20 protein-coding genes are annotated in these 23,708 nt (G+C 54.2%); 14 read left to right on the forward strand and 6 right to left on the reverse strand.

Features of this window, described 5'->3' with window-relative positions:
• Nucleotides 1-29 precede the first annotated feature (29 nt).
• From HNQ38_RS00480 to HNQ38_RS00505, 6 genes are all read left to right on the forward strand, one after another.
• Nucleotides 30-746: an NYN domain-containing protein gene (locus HNQ38_RS00480; RefSeq protein WP_183717217.1), complete on the forward strand. Its 717-nt coding sequence runs from the start codon at nt 30-32 to the stop codon at nt 744-746.
• A 236-nt stretch (nt 747-982) separates the two neighbouring features.
• A complete protein-coding gene (locus HNQ38_RS00485) occupies nt 983-1,726 on the forward strand; it encodes a basic amino acid ABC transporter substrate-binding protein (RefSeq protein ID WP_183717219.1) in 744 nt (247 codons plus the stop codon).
• A gap of 60 nt (nt 1,727-1,786) precedes the next feature.
• Entirely contained in the window at nt 1,787-2,530 is a 744-nt protein-coding gene (locus tag HNQ38_RS00490) for a basic amino acid ABC transporter substrate-binding protein (RefSeq protein ID WP_183717221.1), read from the forward strand.
• A 78-nt stretch (nt 2,531-2,608) separates the two neighbouring features.
• Nucleotides 2,609-3,409 (forward strand): amino acid ABC transporter permease, encoded by an 801-nt coding sequence (locus HNQ38_RS00495; RefSeq protein WP_183717223.1) that lies wholly within the window; start codon nt 2,609-2,611, stop codon nt 3,407-3,409.
• Nucleotides 3,396-4,145, forward strand: a complete 750-nt coding sequence (locus HNQ38_RS00500) for an amino acid ABC transporter ATP-binding protein (protein ID WP_221277755.1) — start codon at nt 3,396-3,398, stop codon at nt 4,143-4,145. The genes HNQ38_RS00495 and HNQ38_RS00500 overlap by 14 nt, the downstream gene beginning before the upstream one ends.
• Before the next feature lie 349 nt (nt 4,146-4,494).
• Nucleotides 4,495-5,685, forward strand: coding sequence for a tRNA-specific 2-thiouridylase (locus HNQ38_RS00505; protein ID WP_246387913.1), 1,191 nt, complete (start codon nt 4,495-4,497; stop codon nt 5,683-5,685).
• Nucleotides 5,686-6,005: 320 nt separating this feature from the next.
• Here the strand turns inward: HNQ38_RS00505 and HNQ38_RS00510 are convergent, their stop codons facing one another.
• Together HNQ38_RS00510 and HNQ38_RS00515 are read right to left on the reverse strand one after the other, a co-directional pair.
• Nucleotides 6,006-7,205, reverse strand: coding sequence for a DUF3298 and DUF4163 domain-containing protein (locus HNQ38_RS00510; protein WP_246387914.1), 1,200 nt, complete (start codon nt 7,203-7,205; stop codon nt 6,006-6,008).
• Nucleotides 7,206-7,406: 201 nt separating this feature from the next.
• The gene (locus HNQ38_RS00515; RefSeq protein WP_183717225.1) at nt 7,407-8,627 is read right to left on the reverse strand and encodes a sodium:calcium antiporter; all 1,221 of its coding nucleotides are present in this window, start codon (nt 8,625-8,627) and stop codon (nt 7,407-7,409) included.
• Between the two features lie 823 nt (nt 8,628-9,450).
• Here HNQ38_RS00515 and HNQ38_RS00520 point away from each other — a divergent pair.
• Both HNQ38_RS00520 and HNQ38_RS00525 read left to right on the forward strand, forming a co-directional pair.
• On the forward strand, nt 9,451-10,692 hold the full coding sequence (locus HNQ38_RS00520) for a YIP1 family protein (RefSeq protein WP_183717226.1): 1,242 nt from the start codon (nt 9,451-9,453) through the stop codon (nt 10,690-10,692).
• A 396-nt stretch (nt 10,693-11,088) separates the two neighbouring features.
• Complete coding sequence (locus HNQ38_RS00525) at nt 11,089-11,874, forward strand: hypothetical protein (protein WP_183717228.1); 786 nt, start codon at nt 11,089-11,091, stop codon at nt 11,872-11,874.
• A 322-nt stretch (nt 11,875-12,196) separates the two neighbouring features.
• Here the strand turns inward: HNQ38_RS00525 and HNQ38_RS00530 are convergent, their stop codons facing one another.
• Complete coding sequence (locus HNQ38_RS00530; RefSeq protein ID WP_183717230.1) at nt 12,197-13,618, reverse strand: sodium:proton antiporter; 1,422 nt, start codon at nt 13,616-13,618, stop codon at nt 12,197-12,199.
• Between the two features lie 140 nt (nt 13,619-13,758).
• On the opposite strand from HNQ38_RS00530, the gene HNQ38_RS00535 reads away from it, so the two are divergent.
• A complete protein-coding gene (locus tag HNQ38_RS00535; RefSeq protein ID WP_183717232.1) occupies nt 13,759-14,349 on the forward strand; it encodes a TrmH family RNA methyltransferase in 591 nt (196 codons plus the stop codon).
• 155 nt (nt 14,350-14,504) lie between these two features.
• Complete coding sequence (locus HNQ38_RS00540; RefSeq protein WP_183717234.1) at nt 14,505-15,053, forward strand: MarR family winged helix-turn-helix transcriptional regulator; 549 nt, start codon at nt 14,505-14,507, stop codon at nt 15,051-15,053.
• Between the two features lie 384 nt (nt 15,054-15,437).
• On the opposite strand, the gene HNQ38_RS00545 is transcribed toward HNQ38_RS00540, so the two are convergent.
• Complete coding sequence (locus HNQ38_RS00545) at nt 15,438-16,076, reverse strand: hypothetical protein (RefSeq protein ID WP_183717236.1); 639 nt, start codon at nt 16,074-16,076, stop codon at nt 15,438-15,440.
• A 215-nt stretch (nt 16,077-16,291) separates the two neighbouring features.
• On the opposite strand from HNQ38_RS00545, the gene uvrA reads away from it, so the two are divergent.
• A complete protein-coding gene (gene uvrA / locus HNQ38_RS00550) occupies nt 16,292-19,252 on the forward strand; it encodes an excinuclease ABC subunit UvrA (RefSeq protein WP_183717875.1) in 2,961 nt (986 codons plus the stop codon).
• A gap of 324 nt (nt 19,253-19,576) precedes the next feature.
• Here the strand turns inward: uvrA and ahpC are convergent, their stop codons facing one another.
• The gene (ahpC, locus tag HNQ38_RS00555) at nt 19,577-20,143 is read right to left on the reverse strand and encodes an alkyl hydroperoxide reductase subunit C (RefSeq protein WP_183717238.1); all 567 of its coding nucleotides are present in this window, start codon (nt 20,141-20,143) and stop codon (nt 19,577-19,579) included.
• Between the two features lie 414 nt (nt 20,144-20,557).
• Between ahpC and HNQ38_RS00560 the strand changes: the two genes are divergently transcribed.
• Together HNQ38_RS00560 and HNQ38_RS00565 are read left to right on the forward strand one after the other, a co-directional pair.
• Nucleotides 20,558-21,022 carry a Fur family transcriptional regulator gene (locus tag HNQ38_RS00560; protein WP_183717240.1) on the forward strand — a complete coding sequence of 155 codons (465 nt, stop codon included), beginning with the start codon at nt 20,558-20,560 and terminating at the stop codon, nt 21,020-21,022.
• 326 nt (nt 21,023-21,348) lie between these two features.
• A complete protein-coding gene (locus HNQ38_RS00565) occupies nt 21,349-21,585 on the forward strand; it encodes a FeoB-associated Cys-rich membrane protein (RefSeq protein ID WP_183717242.1) in 237 nt (78 codons plus the stop codon).
• 461 nt (nt 21,586-22,046) lie between these two features.
• On the opposite strand, the gene HNQ38_RS00570 is transcribed toward HNQ38_RS00565, so the two are convergent.
• Nucleotides 22,047-22,433: an acyl-CoA thioesterase gene (locus HNQ38_RS00570; RefSeq protein WP_183717876.1), complete on the reverse strand. Its 387-nt coding sequence runs from the start codon at nt 22,431-22,433 to the stop codon at nt 22,047-22,049.
• 27 nt (nt 22,434-22,460) lie between these two features.
• Here HNQ38_RS00570 and HNQ38_RS00575 point away from each other — a divergent pair, with 27 nt between their 5' ends.
• Complete coding sequence (locus tag HNQ38_RS00575) at nt 22,461-23,633, forward strand: MltA domain-containing protein (RefSeq protein ID WP_246387915.1); 1,173 nt, start codon at nt 22,461-22,463, stop codon at nt 23,631-23,633.
• Nucleotides 23,634-23,708 lie beyond the last annotated feature (75 nt).

Genomic DNA, 23,708 nt, shown 5'->3' on the forward strand with positions numbered 1-23,708 from the left:
CTAATACGTGAGCTTACTATGAGGATAATATGGCACGATTTACAGGTTTTGATGAGGTTTACAGCGCTCTTTACGTTGATTTCGACAATATTTTTACCCGATTTCTTGAAATTGATCCCGAGGCCGCCCGCGCCTTTGGTTCCGCACCCTACCGCTGGGTGCGCTGGATAGAAAATCATGCCTTGCGCATTCTTTATGGCGAAGGCGTACGCCGCCGCATCCTGAAGCGCATGTGTTATCTTAATCCACAGAGATATCAGGAGTTTCGTAACTTCTTCATCCGTAGCGCCTTTCAGGTTGTGGACTGCCCTCCGCTTACATCGCGTGGCAAGACCAGCACTGACATCCATCTGGTCATGGACTGTATGGATGACCTTTCGCATTCCACCAAGTTTGACGAATTTATCATCCTTTCTGGCGATGCCGATTTTACTCCCCTACTTATCCGCCTTCAGGAGCATGCCCGCCGCACCCTGGTGCTGTCGGTGGGGTATTCTTCTCCGGCGTATACCGCCGCCGCATCGTGGCGCATCCGCGAAGACTGGTTTTTGCAACAGGCTCTGCGCGATGACCGTGACGACCTGGATGGCGACGGCGTGGACACAGTAGGAAAATCGGTACCTCATATATTACCGCATGCCCGGAAAATTGATGCTGGCGACAGTAACGGGTACGGCAATAAAACAGAGGATATCCCGTCAGACGTTCCTGATGGCAACGAACCTTCCCCCGGCAACACCTGGTAAACTTGTTCTTGCAGTAGTGTGTTTGAACGGCTTCGGCGCTTGACGCGACGTGCGCTCGACGCTAAAGAAGAACACGCTCTTTTCTGGCTGCCCGCCCCGCACTGGTGGCACTGCGCAATCCGGTAAAAACGGTCCAACTGCGGTCTGTTTGCCGCTCGAGCGGCGTTGCGGAGCAGGCGTCCCCCCACAGACGCCGTGGGCGGCGGGCTTTGAAGGAAACCATTTTAGGAGGTCCCATGCTTCGCCGAATTACCCTCGCCATGATTGGTCTCGTTCTTATGTGCAGCCCGGCTTTGGCGGCTGAGAAAATTGTGGTTGCCAGCGACTGTACCTGGCCGCCAATGGAAATGCTTGACGCCAACAAAAAACCCGAAGGCTATTCCACGGACTATCTGCGCGCCATTGGCAAGGCCGTTGGCCTGGATATGGATGTTCGCAATGTGGCCTGGGACGGCATTTTCAGCGGTATTGCCACAGGGCAGTACGATGTGGTGGCCTCTTCAGTCACCATTACGCCCGAGCGCCAGAAGCAGTTTGATTTTACTGACCCGTACTACGAAGTGGTGCAGGCCGTGGTGCTGCCCGAAGGGCAGAGCATCAAGGATCTTGCCGGCCTGAAGGGCAAAAAAGTGGGCGGCCAGATCGGCACCACCGGCATATTCGTGCTGCGCAAGGCTGATGTGGGCGCGGACATCAAGGAATATGACGATGTGGGTCTGGCCATGCAGGATCTTGTGAATGGCCGTATTGACGCTGTCATCTGCGATGATCCCGTTGCCATGTACTATGCCAACAAGAAAGCCGATACCGCCGGCAAGCTGAACCTTTCGTACAAGACGGATGAAAAAGAATACTACGGTTTCACCGTACGCAAGGGCCGCAAGGATCTTCTTGAAAAGCTGAACAAGGGTATCAAGGAAGTGAAGGCTTCTGGAGAAGAAGCCAAAATTATTGAAAAATGGATGGGCAAATCCAATTAGCCCTCAAGGGAACGCTGCTGGCGTATGCCGGCGGCGTTTGCCGTTATGCAAGGAGGTTTCATGATCCGTCGTCTTACTCTCACCCTGTTGGCCCTGGCTCTGCTTTGCGGTCAGGCTGTTGCCGCTGAAAAATATGTTGTGGCCACAGACTGCACCTGGCCCCCTATGGAACTTCTTGACGAAAACAAGCAGCCCGTGGGCTTTGACATTGATTTCATTACCGCAGTGGGCAAGGCCGCCGGTTTTGAAGTTGATGTTCGCAATATTGCATGGGACGGCATTTTCGGTGGTGTGGCTACCGGCCAGTACGACATAGTTGCGTCTGCCACCACCATTACGCCTGAACGCCAGAAGCAGTTTGACTTCTCTGACCCTTACTATGAAGTGGCTCAGTCTGTGGTGCTGCCTGCGGGACAGAGCATCAAGAGTCTTGAAGACCTCAAGGGCAAGAAGGTCGGCGGTCAGATTGGCACTACCGGCGTTTTCGTCATTCGCAAGTCTGGCGTTCCCGTGGACCTCAAGGAATATGATGACGTAGGCCTGGCCATTCAGGATATGCTTGGCGGCCGTCTTGACGCTGTCATCTGCGACGATCCGGTTGCCATGTACTATGCCAATAAAAAGGCCGATACAGCGGGCAAACTGAATCTTTCGTTCAAGACGGACGAAAAGGAATACTACGGTTTTACCGTTCGCAAGGGCCGCAAGGATCTTGTTGAAAAGCTGAACAAGGGCATCAAGGAAGTGAAAGCTTCCGGCGTTGAAGCCAAGTTGCTCGACAAGTGGATGGGCGCGTCCAAGTAGACCCGCTTTCCTGCATGACTTTATGGGCGTCCGGGCTCTTGCCCGGACGCCGCAGCCGTACTGATCTGAAGGATTGAGATGCACGATAAAAAAGACGGAAGCAAGGGCAATATCATTATGGTCACGGATGGAGCCTCCATCCCTGATCCTCGTGAATGGCGCCTGATAAACGCCTGGTCTATTGCTCTGGTCGGGGCAATTTCTGCCTTGTTTGCACTATGCCTCTTCTGGCCCGACCCTTATTTACGTATTTTGCTCTATTTGCCTGATGGCGTTTTAGTTACTTTCAAGATTACTGTTCTTTCCATATGCTGTGCTGTACCCCTGGGGCTGCTTACTGGTCTCGGGCGCATTTCAAACAACCGCATTATCAATCTCATTGCCTCCACCTATGTGGAAGTGATTCGCGGTATTCCCCTGCTGGTGCAGATTTTTTATATCTACTATGCCCTTTCACGTTTTGTGCAGGTGGGCGGCGTCACTTCCGCTGTTGTTGCCATCAGTTTTTGTTATGGCGCGTATATGGGCGAAGTTTTTCGCGCAGGCATCACCGCCATCAACAAGGGACAAAGTGAAGCCGCACGCTCGTTGGGCTTCAATGGCTTTCAGACCATGCGCTACGTTGTTCTTCCCCAGGCCATGCGGACCATTTTGCCGCCTGTGGGCAATGAGTGCATTGCCATGCTAAAAGACACGTCGCTTGTGTCCATCATGGCTGTGCCTGATATCATGCAGCGGGCCAGAAGCTTTGTGGGTACCACCTACCTGTATTTTGAAACTTATACCGTGGTGGCTTTGATGTATCTTGTCATCACGCTTATGCTTTCCAAAACCGTGAGCATTATGGAATCCAGGCTGAATTATTATGACGGAAAGTAGCACCACCGCCCCAATTATTACCATAAGCAATGTCTGGAAGTATTTTGGTTCGCTGCCTGCCTTGCAGGATGTGAGTCTGGATATCGCTCCCGGCGAGCGCGTGGTTATCATCGGCCCCTCGGGATCTGGCAAATCGACCCTGCTGCGTTCAATCAACCGGCTGGAAGAGATTGATCAGGGCAGTATCATAGTCAAGGGCGAGAACATCATGAGCCCGGATAATGATATCAACCTGATTCGCCAGAATCTGGGCATGGTCTTTCAGCAGTTCAACCTGTTTCCGCACAAGACTGTGCTGGAAAATCTGACAATGGCGCCTATCACGTTGCGTAAACTCACGCGCGAAGAAGCTGAGTCCCGCGCATTGGGGCTGCTCAAAAAAGTGGGCATCAGCGAAAAGGCCAATGTCTATCCCGCCATGTTGTCAGGCGGCCAGCAGCAACGTGTGGCCATTGCCCGTGCTCTCGCCATGCAGCCCGCCATCATGCTATTTGACGAGCCGACGTCAGCCCTTGACCCCGAAATGGTGGGCGAAGTGCTGGACGTTATGGTCAAACTGGCTGAAGAAGGCATGACTATGGTGTGCGTCACCCACGAAATGGGCTTTGCCCGAACCGTGGCCGACAGGCTTATTTTTATGGATCAGGGACAGATTGTGGAGCAGGGCAGGCCAGAAACCCTGTTCACGACTCCCCGCCATCCCCGTCTGCGCCAGTTCCTTAATCAGATATTGTAACTGCCGTAAGATTTTCTTTTAGTGGGGAAAGAAGGTTCTTGCAGGCAAGGGCGTTCTTTCCCCACCCTTGTCTCAAGAGGATTTAAGCTTTTTTAAAATGTAAATCCTCTAGTAATCACTTCTATATTGGTGCCAAACGCCCCCCACGCCTGCGTGTGAGCGCTAGGGGCTGTTTCTAAATAAATAATTTGCGCCAGGGGCAAGGAAAAAGGCCTTTGTTACGGAAGAAGTGTACTCTTTCGGTACATGACTGGAGTAAAAAACGGCCTTTTGACGCAGCCAGTTGGACAAAAAAATTATTTAGAGACAGCCCCTAAGGAAAATCGCGGGTTGCATTGAGGACTGCACTATGACCATGAGCAAAACAACTTCTCCTTGTACAGTGGCAGTTGCCGTCAGCGGAGGGGTGGACAGTCTTTGCGCTCTTGTAATGCTGCAGCAGGCCGGGCACAACGTGCTGGCCCTGCACGGCCTTTTTTTACCAGAGGCAGAACTTGCGCCACCCCCCGGCCTTGAAGAGGCGTGCGCATCTCTTGGCATACCCTTGCATGTAGCAGACCTGCGGCCAGTTTTTCAGCGAGAAGTGCTGGCCCCGTTTGCAGCGGCCTACGCAGAGGGGCGCACTCCCAATCCCTGTGCCCTGTGCAACCGGGCCGTTAAATTTGGCGCGTTGCTTGACGCCGCGCAAGAGCTCGGCGCGCATAAACTTGCCACCGGGCATTACGCACGGCTTGTGAGCGCGCCGGAAGAAGAGGGTGCTAGGCACGAAAACGCAGCAGTGCAGACGCATGGCGCAAACACGTTCCACTTGCCGTTGCTGGCCGCGGCCCATGACACGGCCAAGGATCAGAGCTATTTTTTGAGTCTCGTGCCACGGGCGCGATTGGCGCAAGCCTGGTTTCCCCTGGCAGGCCAGGACAAAGCCCGCACTCGTGAAATTGTGGCGCAGGCTGGCCTGAATGTGCCCTTGCCACATGAGAGTCAGGACATCTGCTTTGCTCCGGCTTCAGGCGCTTCTTCTGCCCAAGATGGAGCTGGCTCCTCTGCGGAAGCGTATAGGCCATTCCTTGAACGCCATTGGCAGGCAGCGGCCATTGTTCCTCCTGGCCCTGGACCCGTTTTTTTACGCAGTGCGGATGGCGCACAGCGAGAAATCTCCCGTCACAAAGGGCTTTGGCGCTATACTGAAGGTCAGCGCAAGGGCTTGGGCATTGCGCACAGCGAGCCTCTGTATGTACTTGCCAAGGACGGCTCGGGCAATGCTCTTGTCGTGGGGCCGCGCGCGTTGTTGGGCGTCAGCCGTTGCGTTACGTCTTTGGCCAATGTTTCCCTGGCGCCGCAATACTGGCCTGAAGAAACGCTGGTGCGCCTGCGTCATCGCCAGAAGCCCGCACCCGCCAAAGTGACCCTGAATGCAGATGGCCTTCTTGAAATTGAATTCGCGATCCCGCAATTTCCATCTGCTCCTGGCCAAGTCGCCGCTGTCTATGACGCTTCAGGCCGCGTTCTGGCCGCTGGCATTGTGGATTTTATGGAATAGAGCATTTAACCGCTGAAAAAATTTACATGCTTTCGCGCTGCGCCACAGCATAGTCCGCGTGTATGGCCGCACATATTCGCGGCTTTTGTGGGGCAGCAAAATAGGCTGGCAATCCACCGCCGATCCTGCCGGGGAGCGTTTTTTTGCAGAATGACAACTGTGAAACGAGAAGCATTTCAGGACTAGCTTTTATCTGAACAAAAGCGCTCTGCCTTCAAATCGCCAGCTTGATGCTGTTGACTGGCGTTATGTAAAAGAAAAGCCCCGTACAGACCAATGTTTGTACGGGGCTTTAGCAATAATGAGATGAGGATGCCGGATTAACGGCCCCAGAGGCGCAACAGCGGATTGGCTGGCAGCAGCTGGTCCAGAGGCATATCTACTTTTTGTGCTCCAGCCGCCCACGGCGCAACCTGATAGGGTTGAAAGTTGATGCGCACGCCCTGTGGCGTCAGGGTCAGGCTGGCAAAGTTCTCCGGCACAGGCGTAAGCCCGGTTCGCAACATCTGCTCTTGCCTCATGCCGCCCAGGCGGCGCGAAAGCTCTTTGTATGACCATGTGGACATGAGGTTCAGGGCCATATCCGGATCTTCAAAAAGGTCCACCAGCCCGAGCCGTTGCCCGGTAAGCAGGCTGTAGTTCAAGGTCATGACGTCAAGGTTGCCGTGAGCTCCGCCTGTGTACGTCCATACTTCAAACGTGACGCTAAGTCCTGCGGGCGAGGGCGCCGTAACGCTGTATGAACCCCACAGCTCAAAGGGGGGCCGATCTCCGTCAAGGCTGGAGCCAGCCGCGAAGCTTCCATTACTACAGCTTTGTTCAAAAGCCGTGGCAATGCCCGTGACCCATTGACGTATATCGCTGTCAATTTCTTTGCTGCCCACAGAAGGGTAGCTGATGCTGATGACCGGATTGCCGCCTTCATCCCTGACATACTGGTGTTCTATGATGCCGGGTTTGCGTGAGCCGGAAATAATGGCGGCGGCGCTGTCCCGGGCAGACTGGTCGGCAGGAGTGGTCTGTTCTTGCTTTCCTGCATTTTCATGAGATGACGTGTCTGGTTTTGCCGCGCCTTCCGGCTTGGCATGCTCCACAGGTTCCGCGGGCGCGTGTTCGTGGCTTGTGCCAGTTTCCGTCAGGTCAGCGGTGGCTGTAAATTCCTGCGAAAGGGCGGGAGAAAGTGTCTGCTGGTCCGGCATGCGTGCTGCTTCTGCCGCCCGTTCACCGAGCAGCAGCGCCAGCAACAGAAAGGACAAAAGGCGCGGCATGGATATGATACCTTGATAACCAGTAAGGGGTGAAGGCGAAGCATCTTGCCAGAGGTACTGTTCCTTACATGCCCCCTTGGACTCAGGGGCGGAGTTGCCACACATACGCCCTGACGGCGTGGTGGCCTTGTTCAGACTGCGGGTCAGACGGCGCGGCGTTCCTGATTCACGGAGCGTACGGATAAATGCAGAAAGCGAAAGCAACAGGGCAGAAAAGTGAAAAATTCGCAAAGCCTGAATAGGAAGCTGCATGTTTTTTCCTCTTTTAAGCCCTGTTTGCCGTTGCTTTACAGTATACACACTTTTTTTAGAGCAGATGAACTTTGGCAATATATATTTTCAAAGTTCAAAACATGATGGCTGCGTCGTTTAACAGCGCAAATAAACAGCGCTTACGTCTCCACGGCGGGCGTCTGCTCGCCAGCCGTTTGAGCACTTCAACTTTGAAACGCTTTAAACTTTGAATCCCTTGCGAAGCTCCCAGGCTTGCCGCCAGTTCTTGATAAGCAGCACAACCGCCAGTACCAGATATACCTTGGCATAGAACAAATGCAGACGCAGGGGATCGTGGGGCAGGCCCAGCATGGTTTCCAGCTGCACGTCATACAAGGGAGAAAGCAACTGCAAGCTGAAGAGCAGAAGCAGCCATATAGCCTCACGCACATGCAGGCGCAAGTCCAGCAGCAAAGCTACGGCAAAAAGAGACTGCCCGGCTGTGAGTAATATTTCCTGAAACTGGTGTGTGTCAAGGTTTATGGGAGGCGTAAGCCCACCGGAAGACACCGCGTAAACCCCAGGTATCATGCCAACCAGCAGTGTCCATTGATTAAGTTTGGAAGAAAGTAAACATCCAAGAGCCAATCCGGCATTGCCCCGTGAAGCGAACATGAGGGCCACGATGAACTCAGGAGCTTCCGAGGCCAGGGGGGCGATCCACTGTACCAGTAAAAACTCGTTGATATTCAGCATCTTGCCGCTGGCAACCAGGCCTTCGCTGAAAGATTCGGCATTGCCCAATATTACCAGGGCAGAAAAAACAAAAATAGCGCCTACGCTGCGCAGGCGAATTTTTTTGGCCAGCTTGGCAAGAGTGGCGGCTGGCCCTTCAAGTTCTTCCTCTTCAACGGGGCGGCGCATGATGATGAGTATGTACCAGACGTAAATGCCCAAAAGCACCAGACCGTCTACCCATGTGAGGGAACCTTTGAGGGGAATGAACAGCGCGTAGATTGTTGCAATTGCCAGAAACAGCACGTCCGTCCGTTTGTCGCTGTTCAGGGTGACGGCGGAGTGGAAGCGTCCGGCGAAGATAAGCACAATTGCCGACCAGCCCACGCCGATAAGGAGCCTGTTGGCTCCGGTCATGTTGGCGATGGCATAGTGTGAATAGGGGCTGTCTGGCTGCTGGCCGGCCATCCAGGTAAAGTACATATCCACTGCGTATTCGGGCAGCACAGCAATAAAGGCGACCACTGCCACAGCTACCGCTTGTGGCATGTCCATCTGCGCCACTTCACAGGCCCAGGTGAGCAGAAACGACGCTCCCAGGATGGCCATCCCGGCAAGTGCCGTTACAAGCAGAGGAGAGATGTCAGATGGAGCAAGGTGAAGCGCCAGACCGGGAATGGTCATAAGCACAGCCAGAATATAAGGCCGCAAGGCACGAATGGTCATGTTGTCTCCTTAAAAATAAAAAAAGACCTTGGCGTTGACGCCAAGGTCTCACTAATCGGCGGAACCGACGACGGCACCAGGCCTAAGCCATGCTGTTGATGCCGCCCGGGTTTCAAGAACCCAGTTACTCCCCTTGTGCCGTCAAGGTATAGTCCACCGCAGGGGATGTCAACCGTATGGGCTATGCGAACAGGAATAATAGCTGGTAGTCATTGAGGCAGAATAATTTGTTCTCGGGCCGGGGCGGCACGGCATGAAATTCTTTGTTATATCAGGAAGAACAAGCCAGTTTCACGAGGGGCGTTTTTAGGCTACGCGACAGAATAAAGGGTGATGTGCGCCTAGGGGCTGTCTCTAAATAATCCTTTTGTCCAACTGGCTGTGTCAGAAGGCCTTTTTTTACTCCGGTCATGTACCGTAAGAGTGCATTTCTTTCATAAAAAAGGCCTTTTTTCTTGCCCTTGGCGCAAAGTCATTTATTGGGGAACAGCCCCTAGAGCATTTTAACTTTGGAGAAATTTAAATGTTCTAACGCTGCATTCTTGTGCAGCGCGACGCAATACGGCGTGGATTTCGCAGAAAATCGTATTTTTTGCAGAATGACAACTTTGAAATGCCGTACATTTCAAAGTTAGTCTGCTCCAGAGATAACTGGAAAAGCGCTTGTGGCGGCACTACGCGGGAAGCATTTGTGCGTGCGGTATTCGAGCTTGAAGGGCTATGTTGCGCCTGGCTGCACAGGTGGCTCTTGCCAGCGTTCGGGCCTGTGGATAGTATATACTGAATTTTTCGCACTGCAGATGAGCCTACCAGGAGAATCTTTGTGAATATTACGTGTCCGCGTTGCGGCTTCAGCCGCCAAGTGCCCGCCAACCGCCTGCCTGCGCGTGCGGTTATCGCCACCTGCCCCCAATGCTCCTGCCGTTTCCGCTTCGCGCCAGATACTGGCGTGCAGGAAGTTCTGCCGGATGCGCCTCAGGCCGGGGATCGGGATACGGCACAGGGCCAGGCCGCGGGCCCTGCTTCTCAAGACTATACGAATGCCGACGACTCTCGGGACTCCACAGCAGAGGTTTCGCGCGATCCGGGTGAGGACGATCCCCTGCCTCCCGGTGCAATTGTGCCCGGCAGCCCTACATGGTCGCGTGACAAGGCTGCGCAAGAAGATGCCCCGCAGCACGAAAAAGAAAGCCGCGATCGGGATACGGGCAATGCCCGGCCTAGTGTTCAGGAGAAATGGCGCAGCTCTGACAGGGCCGGAATTGAAAACCCTGATGATTCCGATGAAGACCCGCGTGTAGAAGCCAGCCGCGCCTATGAGCGTGAGAAAAACCGTCGTTACGAAGACGATGACCATTCGTATGATCGCAAGCGCCGTGCCGCAGATGCGGATGACCGCAACAGCGATGACCATCACGACGATGACGAGCATTATGACGAACATGCCGAGGGGGCTATTCCCTGGGAAACAGCCCCGGAGCCGGACGGCTGGCTTGCGGCCTTTTACCATACCTGCATGCGCGTCATGTTTGGGGCACAACGTGTTTTCAGCCAGGTGCAGCCCGACGGCTCACAAATGCGTGCCCTGATTTTCTACCTGCTGGTGAGTGTAGTTCAGGTCATTGTTGAGCGCATATGGTCTGGGGTGTTCATGTCCCTCATCGCGCCCAGTGCGGCTTCTGACCCGCAACTGGAAAAAATGCTCATTATGCTTTCGCCGCAAATGAGCCTGCCAATGATCCTGCTGATCAAAACGGGCATGTCCGTTATTCAGCTTTATGTGCTCAGCGCGCTTATCAACTTTACCTATGGCTTTGTGCGTGGCAGCCGTACTGATTTCGGTCAGGTTTTTCAGGTGCTGGCCTATTCCGCTGCGCCCACCCTGCTGTGCGTGGTGCCCTTGCTGGGTTCGCTGGTGGGCTTTGTCTGGATGGTGGCTTGTGTGCTGATAGGCTGCCGTGCGGCGCTCAGGCTTACCTGGCCACAGACCCTTATGGGACTGGCCCCGGTGATTCTGTTGATTGCGCCTCTGGTTCTCCAGATTTTTCAGGCTGCGAGCATGTAACAGTGAGCTGACACCTGCGTTCGTTCCGCATGAACGTGTCATAGCCGTTCCAGCAACCCGCAGGGGTATGGAACGGCTATTTTGCGCTCTGGCACGTTTTTAGCAAATGCCAATATACTGGCACTGTTCCGATACACACCGGATTCTTGGCGATATTTGTACTACACAGCGCCTGTTGATAGAATTTTTTTGAGCATTTGCTGATTGCGAAACCGTGATTGCGCCACACGCTGTTTTTTTGAATCGTCACGAGCCAAGCGCACGTCCGCAAGCCGGGAACGCTTTATACAGCTTTATGGCGCGTTATTGAAAGGTTTGCGCTGACCGGGCGAATATTTCAATGTTGCTCTGCACTGAGGACACCCAGCTAGGCTGGCCTTAAGCCAGGAGAAAAATATGTACACCTGCCCATCTGTTTCAGGCACATGGCGCGGCCAAAACCCGGCAGATATCGCCTGGTCTTTGCTGCGCCTTTTTAGCACCGCAGCATTTTTTCTGCTGCTTTTTTTGCTCTTGGGGTGTTCCAGAGCACCGGACGACAGCCGCACATCGTATTCGCTCACGGGCGATTTAAAAACGCCCATACAGGTACAGGTGAACAATTTTGTGCGCCGTCAGCCGCCTGCCATTTATGTTCGCCCCACGCAGCCTCTGGGCTACAGGCCCACGGCGCTTTTTGTGCCTTTGCGAACAGTGCAGCAGATGTCCAACGCCGTTACCTTCAGCAACATGTTTTCACGCCAGATATGGCAGGTATGGCTGTCGCTTAATGCTTTTTCCACTCTTGAGTACGATGCCAATGCCGGGCCTTTTGAGCCGCAGCGTGCCCTTGCCATTGCCCGGTCGCGGGGAGCGGACATGCTGGTGGGCGGATACATAAATCATTATATGGACGGTGGTTCTGGCGGCACCAGTTCGCTTTCGCTGGCAATGGAAGTATATGACGCCAAGACGGGCACGCTTTTGTGGTCAATGGCGCAGGGTGGCCTTATGGATGCGCGTCAGGTGCACGACTTCTACCTTTTCTCCGTAACGGAAGTGAATCCCGAAGATCCTTCAAGCCTTATTGCCCGCGCCCTTGCCTGGGATATGGGCCGTCAGGTGCTGGGTTGGGTTGATCCCAGCCATCCGGCACCCAAGGAGTCTTCGTGGACAGACATGTTCAAGTCCAAGGCTTTCTAGGCAGTTTTTACGCCAGTGCTATCTATCAAAAAAAAACGAAAGGATGCTGCTGCCTAACTATGTGTAAGTTGCCGCAATTGTTTTTGATTGATTTGTTTTTTTCATAACGCAACATGCCCCTAAAGCAAAAACTTTAGGGGCATGTTGCGTAGCTGTAGTGCAGGTTGTTTTAGGGGAACTCTGATTTATTCCGTTTGGCGGCGTTACTTCATTTTTTTTGAAACAGTTGAGGACGGAAGAGTCCACTCCTGCTCCAAAAAAGATCGCGCCTTGTAGACGAAATAACTGCGCGTTTCCAGGAGGCTCTTTAAGCAATGTTTCCTTAGAAAAATAGCCAAGTGAGCAGCAAAAAGAGCGGCAGCAAAATGCAGCCAGACCACATCATATAGCCGAAAAAGCTCGGCATGCGCACTCCCTGGTTTTCGGCAATGGCGCGCACCATAAAGTTGGGCGCGTTACCGATATAGGTATTGGCACCCATAAATACGGCCCCTGCTGATATGGCGGCCAGGGTGGCCGGCGCATTATACATGAGATTTTGAGCGTCGCCCCCGGCGGTATTGAAAAAGACCACATAGGTGGGCGCGTTATCCAGAAAACTAGAAAGCACGCCCGTGAGCCAGAAATACATGGCGTTATCGGGCTGTCCGTTTTTGGAGACAAGCTGTATGAGGCCGGAAAGTGCGCCGTCCGTACCGGATTTCAAAATGGCTATGGCCGGAATCATACTCACAAAAATGCCCAGAAAAAGCTTGGCTACTTCTTCAATGGGTGCCCAGGAAAATCCGTTGGCTTCCCGGCTGGCTTTGCTGGTAAGGCGCAAGGAAAGCCCTGCCAGGATAAGCAGCGTCAGATCACGCAAGAAATTTTGCCCTTCAACTGGCACTCCATATACCTCGGCAACAGTGCCCAGCGGGTACAGGCCGGACAACAGCACAGCCACTACAATTCCAAGCAGAAGCAGCAGATTGACTTTGCCTTCTAGCCCCAGCTTTTTCGTGTGTTCCGTGTGGGACTGAACAGGAGCGGGTTTGCCTTCCCTGGCGAACAGTATTGCATCAAGCGCCAGATAGATGAGCAGCAAAGCCGCAGAGAGCAGCAGTGTTTTTAAAAAGAGGTTGGTTGTGGTCCAGAAAAAGCTGACGCCCTTTAAAAAGCCCAGAAAGAGCGGCGGGTCGCCCAATGGCGTGAGTGATCCGCCAATGTTGGCCACAAGAAAGATAAAAAACACAACACTGTGTACTTTGTAACGGCGGTGGGCATTGGCACGCAGCAATGGACGGATGAGCAGCATGGCCGCTCCTGTGGTGCCCATCCAGCTGGCGAGAACCGTACCCACGGCCAAAAGAGCCGTGTTGACCAGAGGCGTACCCGTTAGCGAGCCCGTCAGGCGCACGCCGCCTGCCACTGTAAAAAGAGAAAAAAGCAAAATAATGAACGGGATGTAGTCAAGAATGATAATGTGCAAAAACTCGTACAGCGCCACTGAAGGGCCGAAAACAAGAACACAGGGTAACAGAAAAGCTAACCCCCAGAATACGGAAATCTTGCCGAAATGCTGCTCCCAGAAGTGCGGGGCCGCAAGAGGCATGATGGCTATGGATAACAGCATGCAGGCGAAAGGAATGGCCCAGCGGATGTCCAGCCCGGCTCCGGGCAGATTAGGGTGTCCTTGAGCTGCCAGTGCGGCAGCGGGTAGGCAAAGGGCCAGCAGTAGCGCCATAAGCTGCGCTAGAATTTTCATTATAAGGCTCCGGCATGTATTTTGGGGATTGCAGTTTCGCGGCAGTATATATTGGACAGGCCATGTAGACAATGCGCTTGCCTGGAGCTGTTTTTTTTGAGACATAACAAGGCCAGAACAGAACAGCAAAGGAATACCACATGCCCAAGGAACCCACGGCAAGGCGCAAGGCCCGCCTGCTTGAAGTGTTGAGCCATCGCCAGCCTGACCTGACGCTGGTTTTGGCGAATATTCATGATCCGCACAATGTGTCGGCCATCTATCGTTCGTGCGATGCCTTTGGCGTCAGCCGGGTAAACCTGTACTACACCAACACGCCCTTTCCCGTGCTTGGACGCAAAACTTCGGCTTCCGCCCGTAAATGGGTAGAAAGCGTGCGCCACAAAGACAGTGCCGCCCTTATGGAAAACTTGCGCGACCAGGGCATGCAGGTGCTCGCCACTTCCTGCTCTCCCACGGCACGGCCCTTGAGGGAATGGGATTTTACCAAGCCCACGGCGATCATTATGGGCAACGAGCACAGCGGAGTGGAGCAGGACCTGCTTGAGCAGGCTGACGGCGAGCTTTACATCCCCATGTACGGCATGATCCAGAGTTTTAACGTTTCGGTGGCTGCGGCCATCATTCTGTCCGAGGCCGCGCGCCAGCGTGGCAATGCGGGCATGTACGACGCCCCGCATATGGAAGCGGCGGCTCTGGAAGAAAAATTACAGGAATGGCTTGAAAAATAGCCCACAGGTCCTGATATTGGTTCATACGCGCCGCTTTCCATACAGGAAGGCGGCGCTTGTGCATGTGCCGTGAAATCAGGTCAGGAACAAAAATATGTTGTTTTTGGACCCAAAAAATTTGCTACGCTTGCGCCAGGAAAAACAGGTGAAATCTCATGTCAGATAAAGAGCAACTGCGGCAGCGTGTCATTGGCGGCATTTTAAGCATCGCGCAGCGTATGGAAGAGGTAAACGGGCTGTTTGACAAGGCCGGGGCCAGCCTTGGCGAGGCGGAACTTGGGAAGTTGACTCAGCCAGAAATGGATTTTCTGACCCTTATTGCCGATGAAGGGCCGCTGAACGGCGCTACCGCAGCCAGAAAACTGGGCATGCCTCGGGGCGGAATATCTAAAATAGCTGCCAGATTGCAGGTGGCGGGACTTGTGGAACCTCGTAAAATGCCCGGTGACAAAAAGAGCCAGCTCTATGCTCTTACGGATAAAGGGCAGCGGGCGGCGGGTTTGCGCCGCACTCTGCATGACCTGACGGAAGATATGTTGTGGGAAAGGCTGAAGGCCAGCCCGCAAGAAGATCTGGAGCGCTTTGCACACATGCTGGCGCGCACGTCCGACGCGCTGGGCGAGGCCAACAGGCAGGTTCGCATAAATGCGACAGCCTTGCTGGCGGCACGTTCCGCCGTAACAGACGGAACAGATAAAAGCTGATGGGGTCGGCGCGTAAACCAGATCAGAGCTGGCGGGGGCAGGCGGAACAAGACAGGCATGGCAGAGGGCAGGCTGATAGAAGTCATGCCCGAACAATGCTGGTGGGCAGTATTGGCGCTTGCTCCTGCCGCTGTTCGTGCTGTCGCTGGGGCAAAAGCAGAGTTGCAGACGGTTAGGCGCAAGGCCCCAAGACCTTGCGCCGCCGCAGTTCTAGATAATTCTTTTGTCCAACTGGCTGCGTCAAAAGGCCGTTTTTACTCCAGTCATGTACCGTGAGAGTACACTTCTTCCGTAAAAAAGGCCTTTTTTTCTTGCCCTTGGCGCAAAATCATTTATCTGGAAACAGCCAATTGAGCATTTTAACTTTGAAAAAGCTAAAATACTCTATTGCGCGTCGCTGCTCGGCTGCACATGCTTTTCAAAAAGTTTGCCGTTCCACTGGTAGCCAATGTCATAGGCCACAGGCACATGGGCCATGCCAGTGCTGGTCCAGAACAGGGGCTGCGCACGCAGACCGCCAAGGCCAAGGCAGATCATAACCGTCGCCTGCACATCTGGCGGCAATTTTTGATCCTTGGCCAAAAATTCTTCAATGGCGGGTTCAGCGGGCGTATCTACAGGCACAAGGCGGCCGGAAGCGTCCATGCGCCACAGCTCCACCGTGCAGACGGTACCCCCCAGAGTGCCTATGGCAGCGTCCAGAGATTCGTCATTGCTGTGCCGGAAAAGGCGCAGGGCTACTGCCACGTCATGAAAGGGCAGATTGGCGAAAACCATGATGTCTTCGGTTTCACCGGCCACTTCCCAAAAATCGGACTGACCTTTAGCCAGCAACTTTTGTTTTTCCTGTGAACTCAGGCCTTCAGGGGTGTTTTCAAAAATGCTTTCGGGCAGGCTGGCAAAAACCTCCCGCGCATTACGTTCTTGCCCGGTAGCCCCGGATTCAGCGGGGGCGAGGGCCAGAGCCGAAATGACGGCAAGCGCCAAAACAAAAAGAAGAGTGCGTGCGCGCTGGCAAATCATAATATACTCCCTGCACGGGTCAGTTTGATGGGCCCGCGCTCGTAAAAATTTTTATACCGCTTTTGCCATTTATTGTCCATGCAAGGGCGGCAGGAGTTATTCAGTTTTGTTTTTCTATCAAAATCGGCGTGTTGGATCAGTCTTCATCCCACGGCCAGGGGCAAAAGAGCCGGGCCATCTTGCCAATCGGCCTCGGCACGCTTACATATGCCCTCATGAACACCAGCACCAACAAGCCCTGCATTCACATCGAAAAGGCCCGCCAACACAACCTCAAAAATATCAGCCTGGACATCCCGCGTGATGAACTGGTGGTCATTTGCGGGCCTTCTGGCTCGGGAAAATCCACACTGGCTTTTGACATTGTGTACGCTGAAGGCCAGCGACGCTATGTGGAATCCCTTTCGGCCTACGCCCGCCAGTTTTTGCCCCAGATGGACAAGCCTGATGTGGAAAAAATTGAAGGTCTTTCGCCTGCCATTTCTCTTGAGCAGCAGAGCGTGTCGCGCAACCCGCGCTCCACAGTGGGCACGGTTACAGAAATTTACGACTTTTTGCGCGTCTTTTTTGCCCGGCTTGGCCGCATGTACTGCCCCCAGTGCGGACGCCCCATTGAAGCCCGCGCCGCAGACGAAATTATTTCTGACATCCTTGCCTTGCCGCAGGGTTCCAAATTTATGGTGCTGGCTCCGCTGGTAGAACTGCAAAAGGGCACCCATCAGGACAAGTTTAAAAAACTCAAGGCCGAAGGTTTTGCCCGGGTGCGCGTCAACGGCGTTTTTTATACGCTGGATGATGTGCCTGTTCTGGACAAAAACAAAAAGCACAGCATCGACCTTGTGGTAGACCGTCTGGTCAATAAGGAAGGCATCCGGGGACGCCTGGCGGATTCGGTAGAGCTGGCCCTGCGCTACGGTGAAGGCCGTCTTGTGGTGCACATGCCCGACAAGGCCGCAGCGGGCGAGGATGCCGATACCGTGCACTCCACGTCTTCGGTATGCACGCACTGCCGTATTTCGCTGCCAGCGCCCAGCCCACAGCTTTTTTCCTTCAACGGGCCGCAGGGGGCCTGCCCGCGTTGCGTGGGCCTTGGCGGGGTCGATTACTTTGAGCCCCGCCTCATTGCTCCCAATGTGGGGCTTTCGCTCAATACTGGCGTGCTTCTGCCCTGGGCAACGGACAAAATGTTCAGCCGTTACGAAGACGCACTCAAGGCATTGGGCAAGCGCTTCAAGTTCACGCTGTCCACTCCGCTGGAAGATTTTTCTGAAGACGCACTGGCCGCGCTTTTTTATGGCGAGGACGAAAAGGGAAAGCCCGCGCGGTCTTCTCTGGGACTGCGCCGTAACTGGATGGGCGGCAACGTGGCTCTCGGAGCCGGGGGCGACTATCAAAGCGAGCACTTCACCGCAGCCAGAAGCACGGGTGATGTGAGCGTTAATGACAAGCGCTGGCCGGGCGTTGTGCCCTTGCTGGAAAGCGGCATGCAGTATGGCGACGCTTGGCGCGAGGCTCTTTCGCGCTACCGCCAGACAATGGACTGCCCCGACTGCAAGGGGGCACGGCTCAATGTAAACGCGCTTTCCGTGCGTGTGGACGATCTCAACATTGCGTCCTTCTGTAGCCTGTCTGTCGAGCGTGCTCTGGAGTGGTTGGAAAAACGTGAATTTACGGGCCGCCATGTGGTCATCGCTGAACCGCTTATGAAGGAACTGACCCACCGTCTGTCCTTCATGCGCAGTGTGGGATTGGAATATCTTTCCCTTGGGCGGTCCATGTCCACCCTTTCCGGCGGCGAAGCGCAGCGCATCCGTCTGGCAAGCCAGCTGGGTTCCGGCCTTGTGGGGGTGACCTATGTTCTGGACGAACCCTCCATCGGTCTGCATCCGCGTGACAACGAGCGCCTTTTGGGCACCTTGCGGTCGTTGCAGGCGCGCGGCAATACCGTTCTGGTGGTGGAACACGACGAAGCCACCATCTGCGAAGCAGACACGGTTATTGAACTTGGTCCGGGTTCCGGCGCGCACGGCGGTGATATCATGTTTCAGGGCAACGTGGACGACCTGCTGTCAAAGGCAGACACCCTCACGGCCCGCTATTTGCGCGGTGACGACACCATCGCTTTGCCCGACGCCCGGCGTGAGCCGCAGGGCGAGCTGGTGCTGCACAATGTGACCACCAACAACCTGCGAAATGTGGACTGCCGTATTCCCCTGGGCGTGCTGACTTGCGTGACCGGGGTTTCCGGTTCCGGCAAAAGCTCGCTGGTAGTGGACACGCTTTACAAGCATCTGGCCTTGAACCTTGGCCTGCGCGTGGATCAGCCCGGCACCATCGGCGGTTTGGCCTATGAGAACGGTGCTGTTCCCGTTGAGCGCATAGTGGCCATTGACCAGACGCCCATCGGGCGCACGCCGCGCTCAAACCCGGCCACCTACACCAAGATATTTGACGAAATTCGTAATATTTTCGCTATGACGCAGGACGCCCGCAAGCGCGGTTACAAGCCGGGGCGGTTCAGCTTCAACGTGCGCGGCGGCAGGTGTGAAGCCTGCGGCGGCGACGGTCAGATTCGGGTAGAAATGCATTTTTTACCTGACGTTTACGTAACCTGCGATGTGTGCAAGGGCAAACGCTACAACCACGAAACCCTTGAGGTGCGCTACAAGGGCCTGAACATCGCCGAGGTGCTCAATCTGACGGTGCGGCAGGCCAGAGAGCTGTTCGAGAATTATCCGACGCTGGAACGCCGTCTTGCCGTGCTGGAAGAAGTGGGGCTGGAGTATCTGCGGCTTGGTCAGCCCGCCACCACACTTTCGGGCGGGGAGGCGCAGCGCATCAAGATTTCGCGTGAACTGGGCAAGCGTTCACTGCCGGGCACCATGTATATTCTGGACGAACCCACAACCGGCCTGCACATGCATGAGGTGGGCAAGCTCATCAAGGTGCTGCACGCCCTGGTGGACAAGGGTGCCAGTGTGGTGGTCATTGAGCATAATACAGACATGATTCTGGCTTCTGACCATGTGCTGGATATGGGGCCGGGCGGTGGTGAGAACGGCGGGTTGATCGTCTCTGCCGGAACGCCTGAGGCCATTGTGGCCGACCCCAACTCCGTCACCGGGAGCTTTCTTATGCAGGAAAGGTTGGACCGGGTTAAACGGCGCGTCAGCTAGGGCCTGTCCCTAAATAATTCTTTTGTCCAACTGTCTGCGTCAAAAGGCCATTTTTACTCCAGTCATGTACCGTGAGAGTACACTTCTTCCGTAGAAACGACCTTTTTCCTTGCCCTTGGCACAAAGTTATTTAGAAACAGCCCCTAGGACAGATTAATTTTGCGGATATACATTCCCAAACGTCAAGCCGCGCTCGTTACGGCGTTTAACTGCGCAAGTCACTCTATGTATAAAAAGAGACCACCCGCCAGTGCGGGTGGTCTCTGTCAGAAGGTCAAGCAAGAGGAGGAGTGTACGGTTTTATGGGGCTGAGAAAAACAGGGGCTATAGCTTGCCCACCAGGTCCAGGCCCGGTTTCAGGGTGGCTTTGCCGGGCTTCCAGCGGGCGGGGCACACCTGGTCGCCGTGTTCTGCAACAAACTGGGCGGCTTCGAGCTTGCGCAGCAGTTCCTCGGCATTGCGGCCAATGCCCAGATCGTGCACTTCATAGGCTTTGATGACGCCTTCAGGATTAACAATAAAGCTGCCGCGCAGGGCTTGGCCCGCTTCTTCAATCAGAACATGGAACGAACGGGCAAGAGTGCCTGCGCAGTCGGCAAGCATTGGGTATTTGATTTTGGCGATACTGGGTGAAGCGTCTGCCCACGCTTTGTGTACGAAGGCGCTATCGCATGAAACAGAGTAGATTTCGCAGTTAAGCTTTTTAAAATCGTCGTACATTTCAGCAATGTCTTCGAGTTCCGTGGGGCACACAAAGGTAAAGTCCGCCGGATAGAAAAAAAATACAGACCAGTGTCCGAGCAGGTCGAGGTCGCAGACAGTTTTCAGATCGCCAGCCTGATAGGCCTGCACAGAAAAGGGTTCTACCTTTGTGTTGATCAGATTGGACATGATGTTTTCCTTTTTTTCTGCGGACGGTTTCAATGTCCGGCAAAGGTGAGGTTTGCTCTTTTTTGAAAACAGTATTCAGTCTCAATATGTCTGTCAAGTGAATCAGCAGAGTCAGGACAAATGGTATTTGAAATGCGCTCTAAATTGAAGCCCGTTATGAATCCTTTGTTTTTTCATCCCTCTGCACAGGCTATGCGGCTCACGGCAATGGGGCAATGTGCTCACGGTGTTTGCGCTTTCGGGATATTCGGCTGAATCAGGCATTTGTAATCCATTGCTTTTTACCTGAAAGTACGTCACAAGTAATGCTGTGTATATTGAAACTCAAGCTGAATCCGCCCCAAAAGCATCTTCTGTTTTTACATGGCGCGAGACGGAAAAATATTTTATTATGCAACCGGGGGTAGGCAAATTATGACAGCAAAACAGCGCAACGCCTGCCTGGCGGACTTTTTGGAGTTCATGAACCATAAGGGACTGAACACCACGTCGCAACGGCGTATCATAGCCGAAGCCTTTTTTGAGCTGCCGGGCCACCATTCTCTTGAAGAGTTTTATCAGCACATTCTGCAACGCGATCCGGGTATCGGGCGGACCACGGTATACCGTACCCTGAAACTGCTTTGTGACGCCGGAATGGCTATGGAAATCCATTTCAGTGACGGCATCACCCGCTACGAAGTCGCCAAGCCGGACAGCCATCATGACCACCTTGTCTGCCTGCAGTGCGGCAAGATTGTGGAAATCTGCGATCCGCGCATTGAAAAGCTTCAGCGTGAAATGGCTGAAAAGTATGGGTTCAAGCTTCGCGGGCACGTGCATAATCTTTATGGGCTGTGCGAATCCTGCCGGGCTGAGGCCGCCGCGGAAGATATTTAGGTTTTCGCTTCCGTCAGGCGGGGCTGCATTACCCTTCCTGTGCTCTATGCATCAAAAACCGTAGCGGTGTGAAATTACCGTGTTTGTCTGGGGTTTACGCCAAAGACACAAACGGTTTTTGCGTTGTTCAGCCATGCGTGGGCATGTTCAGGTTTTGAGCATCTGTCTTCCCAGTTGATTTGCCGCATATGGGGCAAATCTGGATAACATTCTCCCCACTAATACACAGAAACTCGATCAACGCCCAAAGGCGTTGTCGAGTCTTTTGCTTGCGAACTTGACTTTCATTTTCGTCAAGAGCAAAATATTTTCATGAGGTGATTCACATGGACACACAACTGATTGTCGTAGCACTTTGTATTGCAGGCGCGGCTTTTTTTATTATTCGACGTATGGTGCGGGCCGTAAATAAAGGCCAGTGCGGTTGCGGCTGCGACGGTGGCTGCGGAAGCCCTGACAAACCAAAAGAAATGTCTTGCTGCTGCTCGGGCAAGACTACAGACGCTGACGCTCAACGCCTGGAAGCTTCGCGTATTGATTCAGGACGCAAGGCTGACAGCTAGGCTTTTAGCTTTGTTAATCTGCTCTTAAAAGAGGCAAGGAAGATTTTTGTCGGCCATGCCTTGCTTGAAACGTCTTCTGGTCTCCATCCGGCTGGTTGCTACTGTGTTTTCAAGCATATGGTTTGCTCCCGCTCCGGTAATCCGGCAAAGTTTTTTCTTTATCATCGCCCCTCCGCTCGCAGTCTGGTGTTGCCGTGCCTCACCTGACTGCGAGATAGTACGGCCCCGGAGTTTTCTCCGGGGCCGTCACTTTGGTTGCGCAAGCATTACTAGAGAAGGGCGCACATATGCTTATTTGTGTGCGGCAGGCAGGCGATATTCAGCGTAGATGTTTTTTCAGAACAGCAAGGCCAGTCACTGGCCGTTCAGCGTGGCCGCAAGGGCTGCCACAGCTGCCATTTAAAAAAAGAATCAAGGCCGCTGAAATCCCCCTTGAAAGGCATTGCGCCGGAAGAACATTATTAATCTGAAAAGGTGAGATTTCTGAACCAGTCCGGCACCGCCACAGGGCGGCCTTCCTTATTCACCAGCGCATGCTGAGTCATACCCGTGGCCAGCAGGCGCGTCTTGTCCTCGTTCCATAACTCATATACAAAGCGCAAGGAGGCACGTGTCCATTCGCTGATGCCAGCGCGCACCTGTAAAAGGTCGTCGTAATGGGCTGGCGAACGGTAGCGGCACTGCGCCTCACGAACGGGCAGAATGATGCCCTTTTTTTCCACCTCGGCGTAGCTCATGCCGCAGCGGCGGATGTATTCGCCACGGGCGCGTTCAAAGAGGTGCAGATATTCAGCGTAATAAAGAACACCCATCGTGTCCGTTTCTCCGTAAGAAACGCGGTGGGGCATCCAGATATTAGGAATGGGGAAAGTGTCATGCACGAAAAAGCTCCTTGTTTATATGTATCTTGCAGCTCTGATTCGGCCTGGAGCCAGCGTGGCCAAAGGTCTGGCCTGGCGTTACTGCTGCTTATGTGCCTGGTGTTGGGCGCTTGCGCCAAAACAGTAACCCCGCCCGCGCCGGAGCCTGTGGGGCCGCCTGTGGGCTTTGAAAGCCCAGAATTTTTTGTGAGCTGTCTGGTACCCCGCAACCAGGATTTGACCAGTTGGAAGGACATGGCCCCTACCGTGCGAAAGTCTTTGCGCTATGTCAACAGCAAGCCCCAGGGCGCTATTGCAGTGCAAAGGCCCGGCCTTACCGTTACCTGGGGTGAACTTTCGCGCACACTTACGCGTCTGCAAGAGTTGCTGCCCCGCCTGGACAAGGAGCCGGAGCTTTTTCTTGCCAACTTTACATGGGTGCAGGTGCCTGACGGTATAAAATACTCGGGCTACTATGAACCTATGGTTCGCGCCAGTCGTACACGCAAGCCGGGTTATACCCAGGCGATTTACGGTTTGCCGCCGGATCTCAAGTCTGTGGTTGCCAAACGTGGCCGCTATCATGACCGCAGGACCATTGAAGAAAAGCAGGTGCTTGCGGGCAAGGGGCTTGAACTGGCCTGGGCCGCTGACCCTGTGGACGTGTTCTTTTTGGAGATACAGGGGTCCGGCAGGCTGGTTTTTGACGACGGCACCCAGGCATACATCAACTATGCCGGACAAAATGGGCACAAATACAAAAGTTCGGGCCGCATCATGCGCGAAAAAGGGCTGCTCAAACAGGGCGACATTTTTGAGCAGCGGCAATGGTTCAAGGACAACCCGCACCGTGTGCGCGAAATCCTTAACGATAACCCGAGCTATGTCTTTTTCAAATACGGCAGCCGTGGCCCCACGGGGGCTATGGGCCATGTGGTTGACGACTGGCTTTCCCTGGCCACAGACCGCACCTTTATTCCCCTTGGCTCCATCGTGGCCTATGGCGTGAACATTCCTGACCAGCAGCGCGGCAAAGTGCCCCTGCGCGGTATTGGCTTTGCGCAGGACGTGGGCGGGGCCATCAAGAAAAACCGTATCGACGTCTTTTGTGGCGGCGAAGAGCGCGGTAACTTTGTGGCCAGCCATCTGGACGCCAAGGGACCAGCCTGGGTTCTTCTGGCAAAATAGGTACAAAGCCTGACTATAGAGACAGCCCCTGGAGCAGAGTAACCTTGAAAAAGGTTACATGATCTAATCCAGATC

It is taken from the genome of Desulfovibrio intestinalis (genome assembly GCF_014202345.1).
In the GTDB taxonomy this organism is placed as follows: Bacteria; Desulfobacterota; Desulfovibrionia; order Desulfovibrionales; family Desulfovibrionaceae; genus Desulfovibrio; species Desulfovibrio intestinalis.

Bases quoted from the DNA above. Each gene is read 5' to 3' on its own strand.
- HNQ38_RS00500 (WP_221277755.1), top strand. From the start codon at position 3,396: ATGACGGAAAGTAGCACCACCGCCCCAATTATTACCATAAGCAATGTC.
- HNQ38_RS00525 (WP_183717228.1), top strand. From the start codon at position 11,089: ATGTACACCTGCCCATCTGTTTCAGGCACATGGCGCGGCCAAAACCCG.
- HNQ38_RS00510 (WP_246387914.1), bottom strand. From the start codon at position 7,205: ATGCAGCTTCCTATTCAGGCTTTGCGAATTTTTCACTTTTCTGCCCTG.
- HNQ38_RS00565 (WP_183717242.1), top strand. From the start codon at position 21,349: ATGGACACACAACTGATTGTCGTAGCACTTTGTATTGCAGGCGCGGCT.
- HNQ38_RS00515 (WP_183717225.1), bottom strand. From the start codon at position 8,627: ATGACCATTCGTGCCTTGCGGCCTTATATTCTGGCTGTGCTTATGACC.
- HNQ38_RS00530 (WP_183717230.1), bottom strand. From the start codon at position 13,618: ATGAAAATTCTAGCGCAGCTTATGGCGCTACTGCTGGCCCTTTGCCTA.
- HNQ38_RS00570 (WP_183717876.1), bottom strand. From the start codon at position 22,433: ATGCCCCACCGCGTTTCTTACGGAGAAACGGACACGATGGGTGTTCTT.
- HNQ38_RS00560 (WP_183717240.1), top strand. From the start codon at position 20,558: ATGACAGCAAAACAGCGCAACGCCTGCCTGGCGGACTTTTTGGAGTTC.
- HNQ38_RS00540 (WP_183717234.1), top strand. From the start codon at position 14,505: ATGTCAGATAAAGAGCAACTGCGGCAGCGTGTCATTGGCGGCATTTTA.
- HNQ38_RS00575 (WP_246387915.1), top strand. From the start codon at position 22,461: ATGCACGAAAAAGCTCCTTGTTTATATGTATCTTGCAGCTCTGATTCG.
- HNQ38_RS00485 (WP_183717219.1), top strand. From the start codon at position 983: ATGCTTCGCCGAATTACCCTCGCCATGATTGGTCTCGTTCTTATGTGC.
- HNQ38_RS00545 (WP_183717236.1), bottom strand. From the start codon at position 16,076: ATGATTTGCCAGCGCGCACGCACTCTTCTTTTTGTTTTGGCGCTTGCC.
- HNQ38_RS00535 (WP_183717232.1), top strand. From the start codon at position 13,759: ATGCCCAAGGAACCCACGGCAAGGCGCAAGGCCCGCCTGCTTGAAGTG.
- uvrA (WP_183717875.1), top strand. From the start codon at position 16,292: ATGAACACCAGCACCAACAAGCCCTGCATTCACATCGAAAAGGCCCGC.
- ahpC (WP_183717238.1), bottom strand. From the start codon at position 20,143: ATGTCCAATCTGATCAACACAAAGGTAGAACCCTTTTCTGTGCAGGCC.
- HNQ38_RS00505 (WP_246387913.1), top strand. From the start codon at position 4,495: ATGACCATGAGCAAAACAACTTCTCCTTGTACAGTGGCAGTTGCCGTC.
- HNQ38_RS00480 (WP_183717217.1), top strand. From the start codon at position 30: ATGGCACGATTTACAGGTTTTGATGAGGTTTACAGCGCTCTTTACGTT.
- HNQ38_RS00490 (WP_183717221.1), top strand. From the start codon at position 1,787: ATGATCCGTCGTCTTACTCTCACCCTGTTGGCCCTGGCTCTGCTTTGC.
- HNQ38_RS00495 (WP_183717223.1), top strand. From the start codon at position 2,609: ATGCACGATAAAAAAGACGGAAGCAAGGGCAATATCATTATGGTCACG.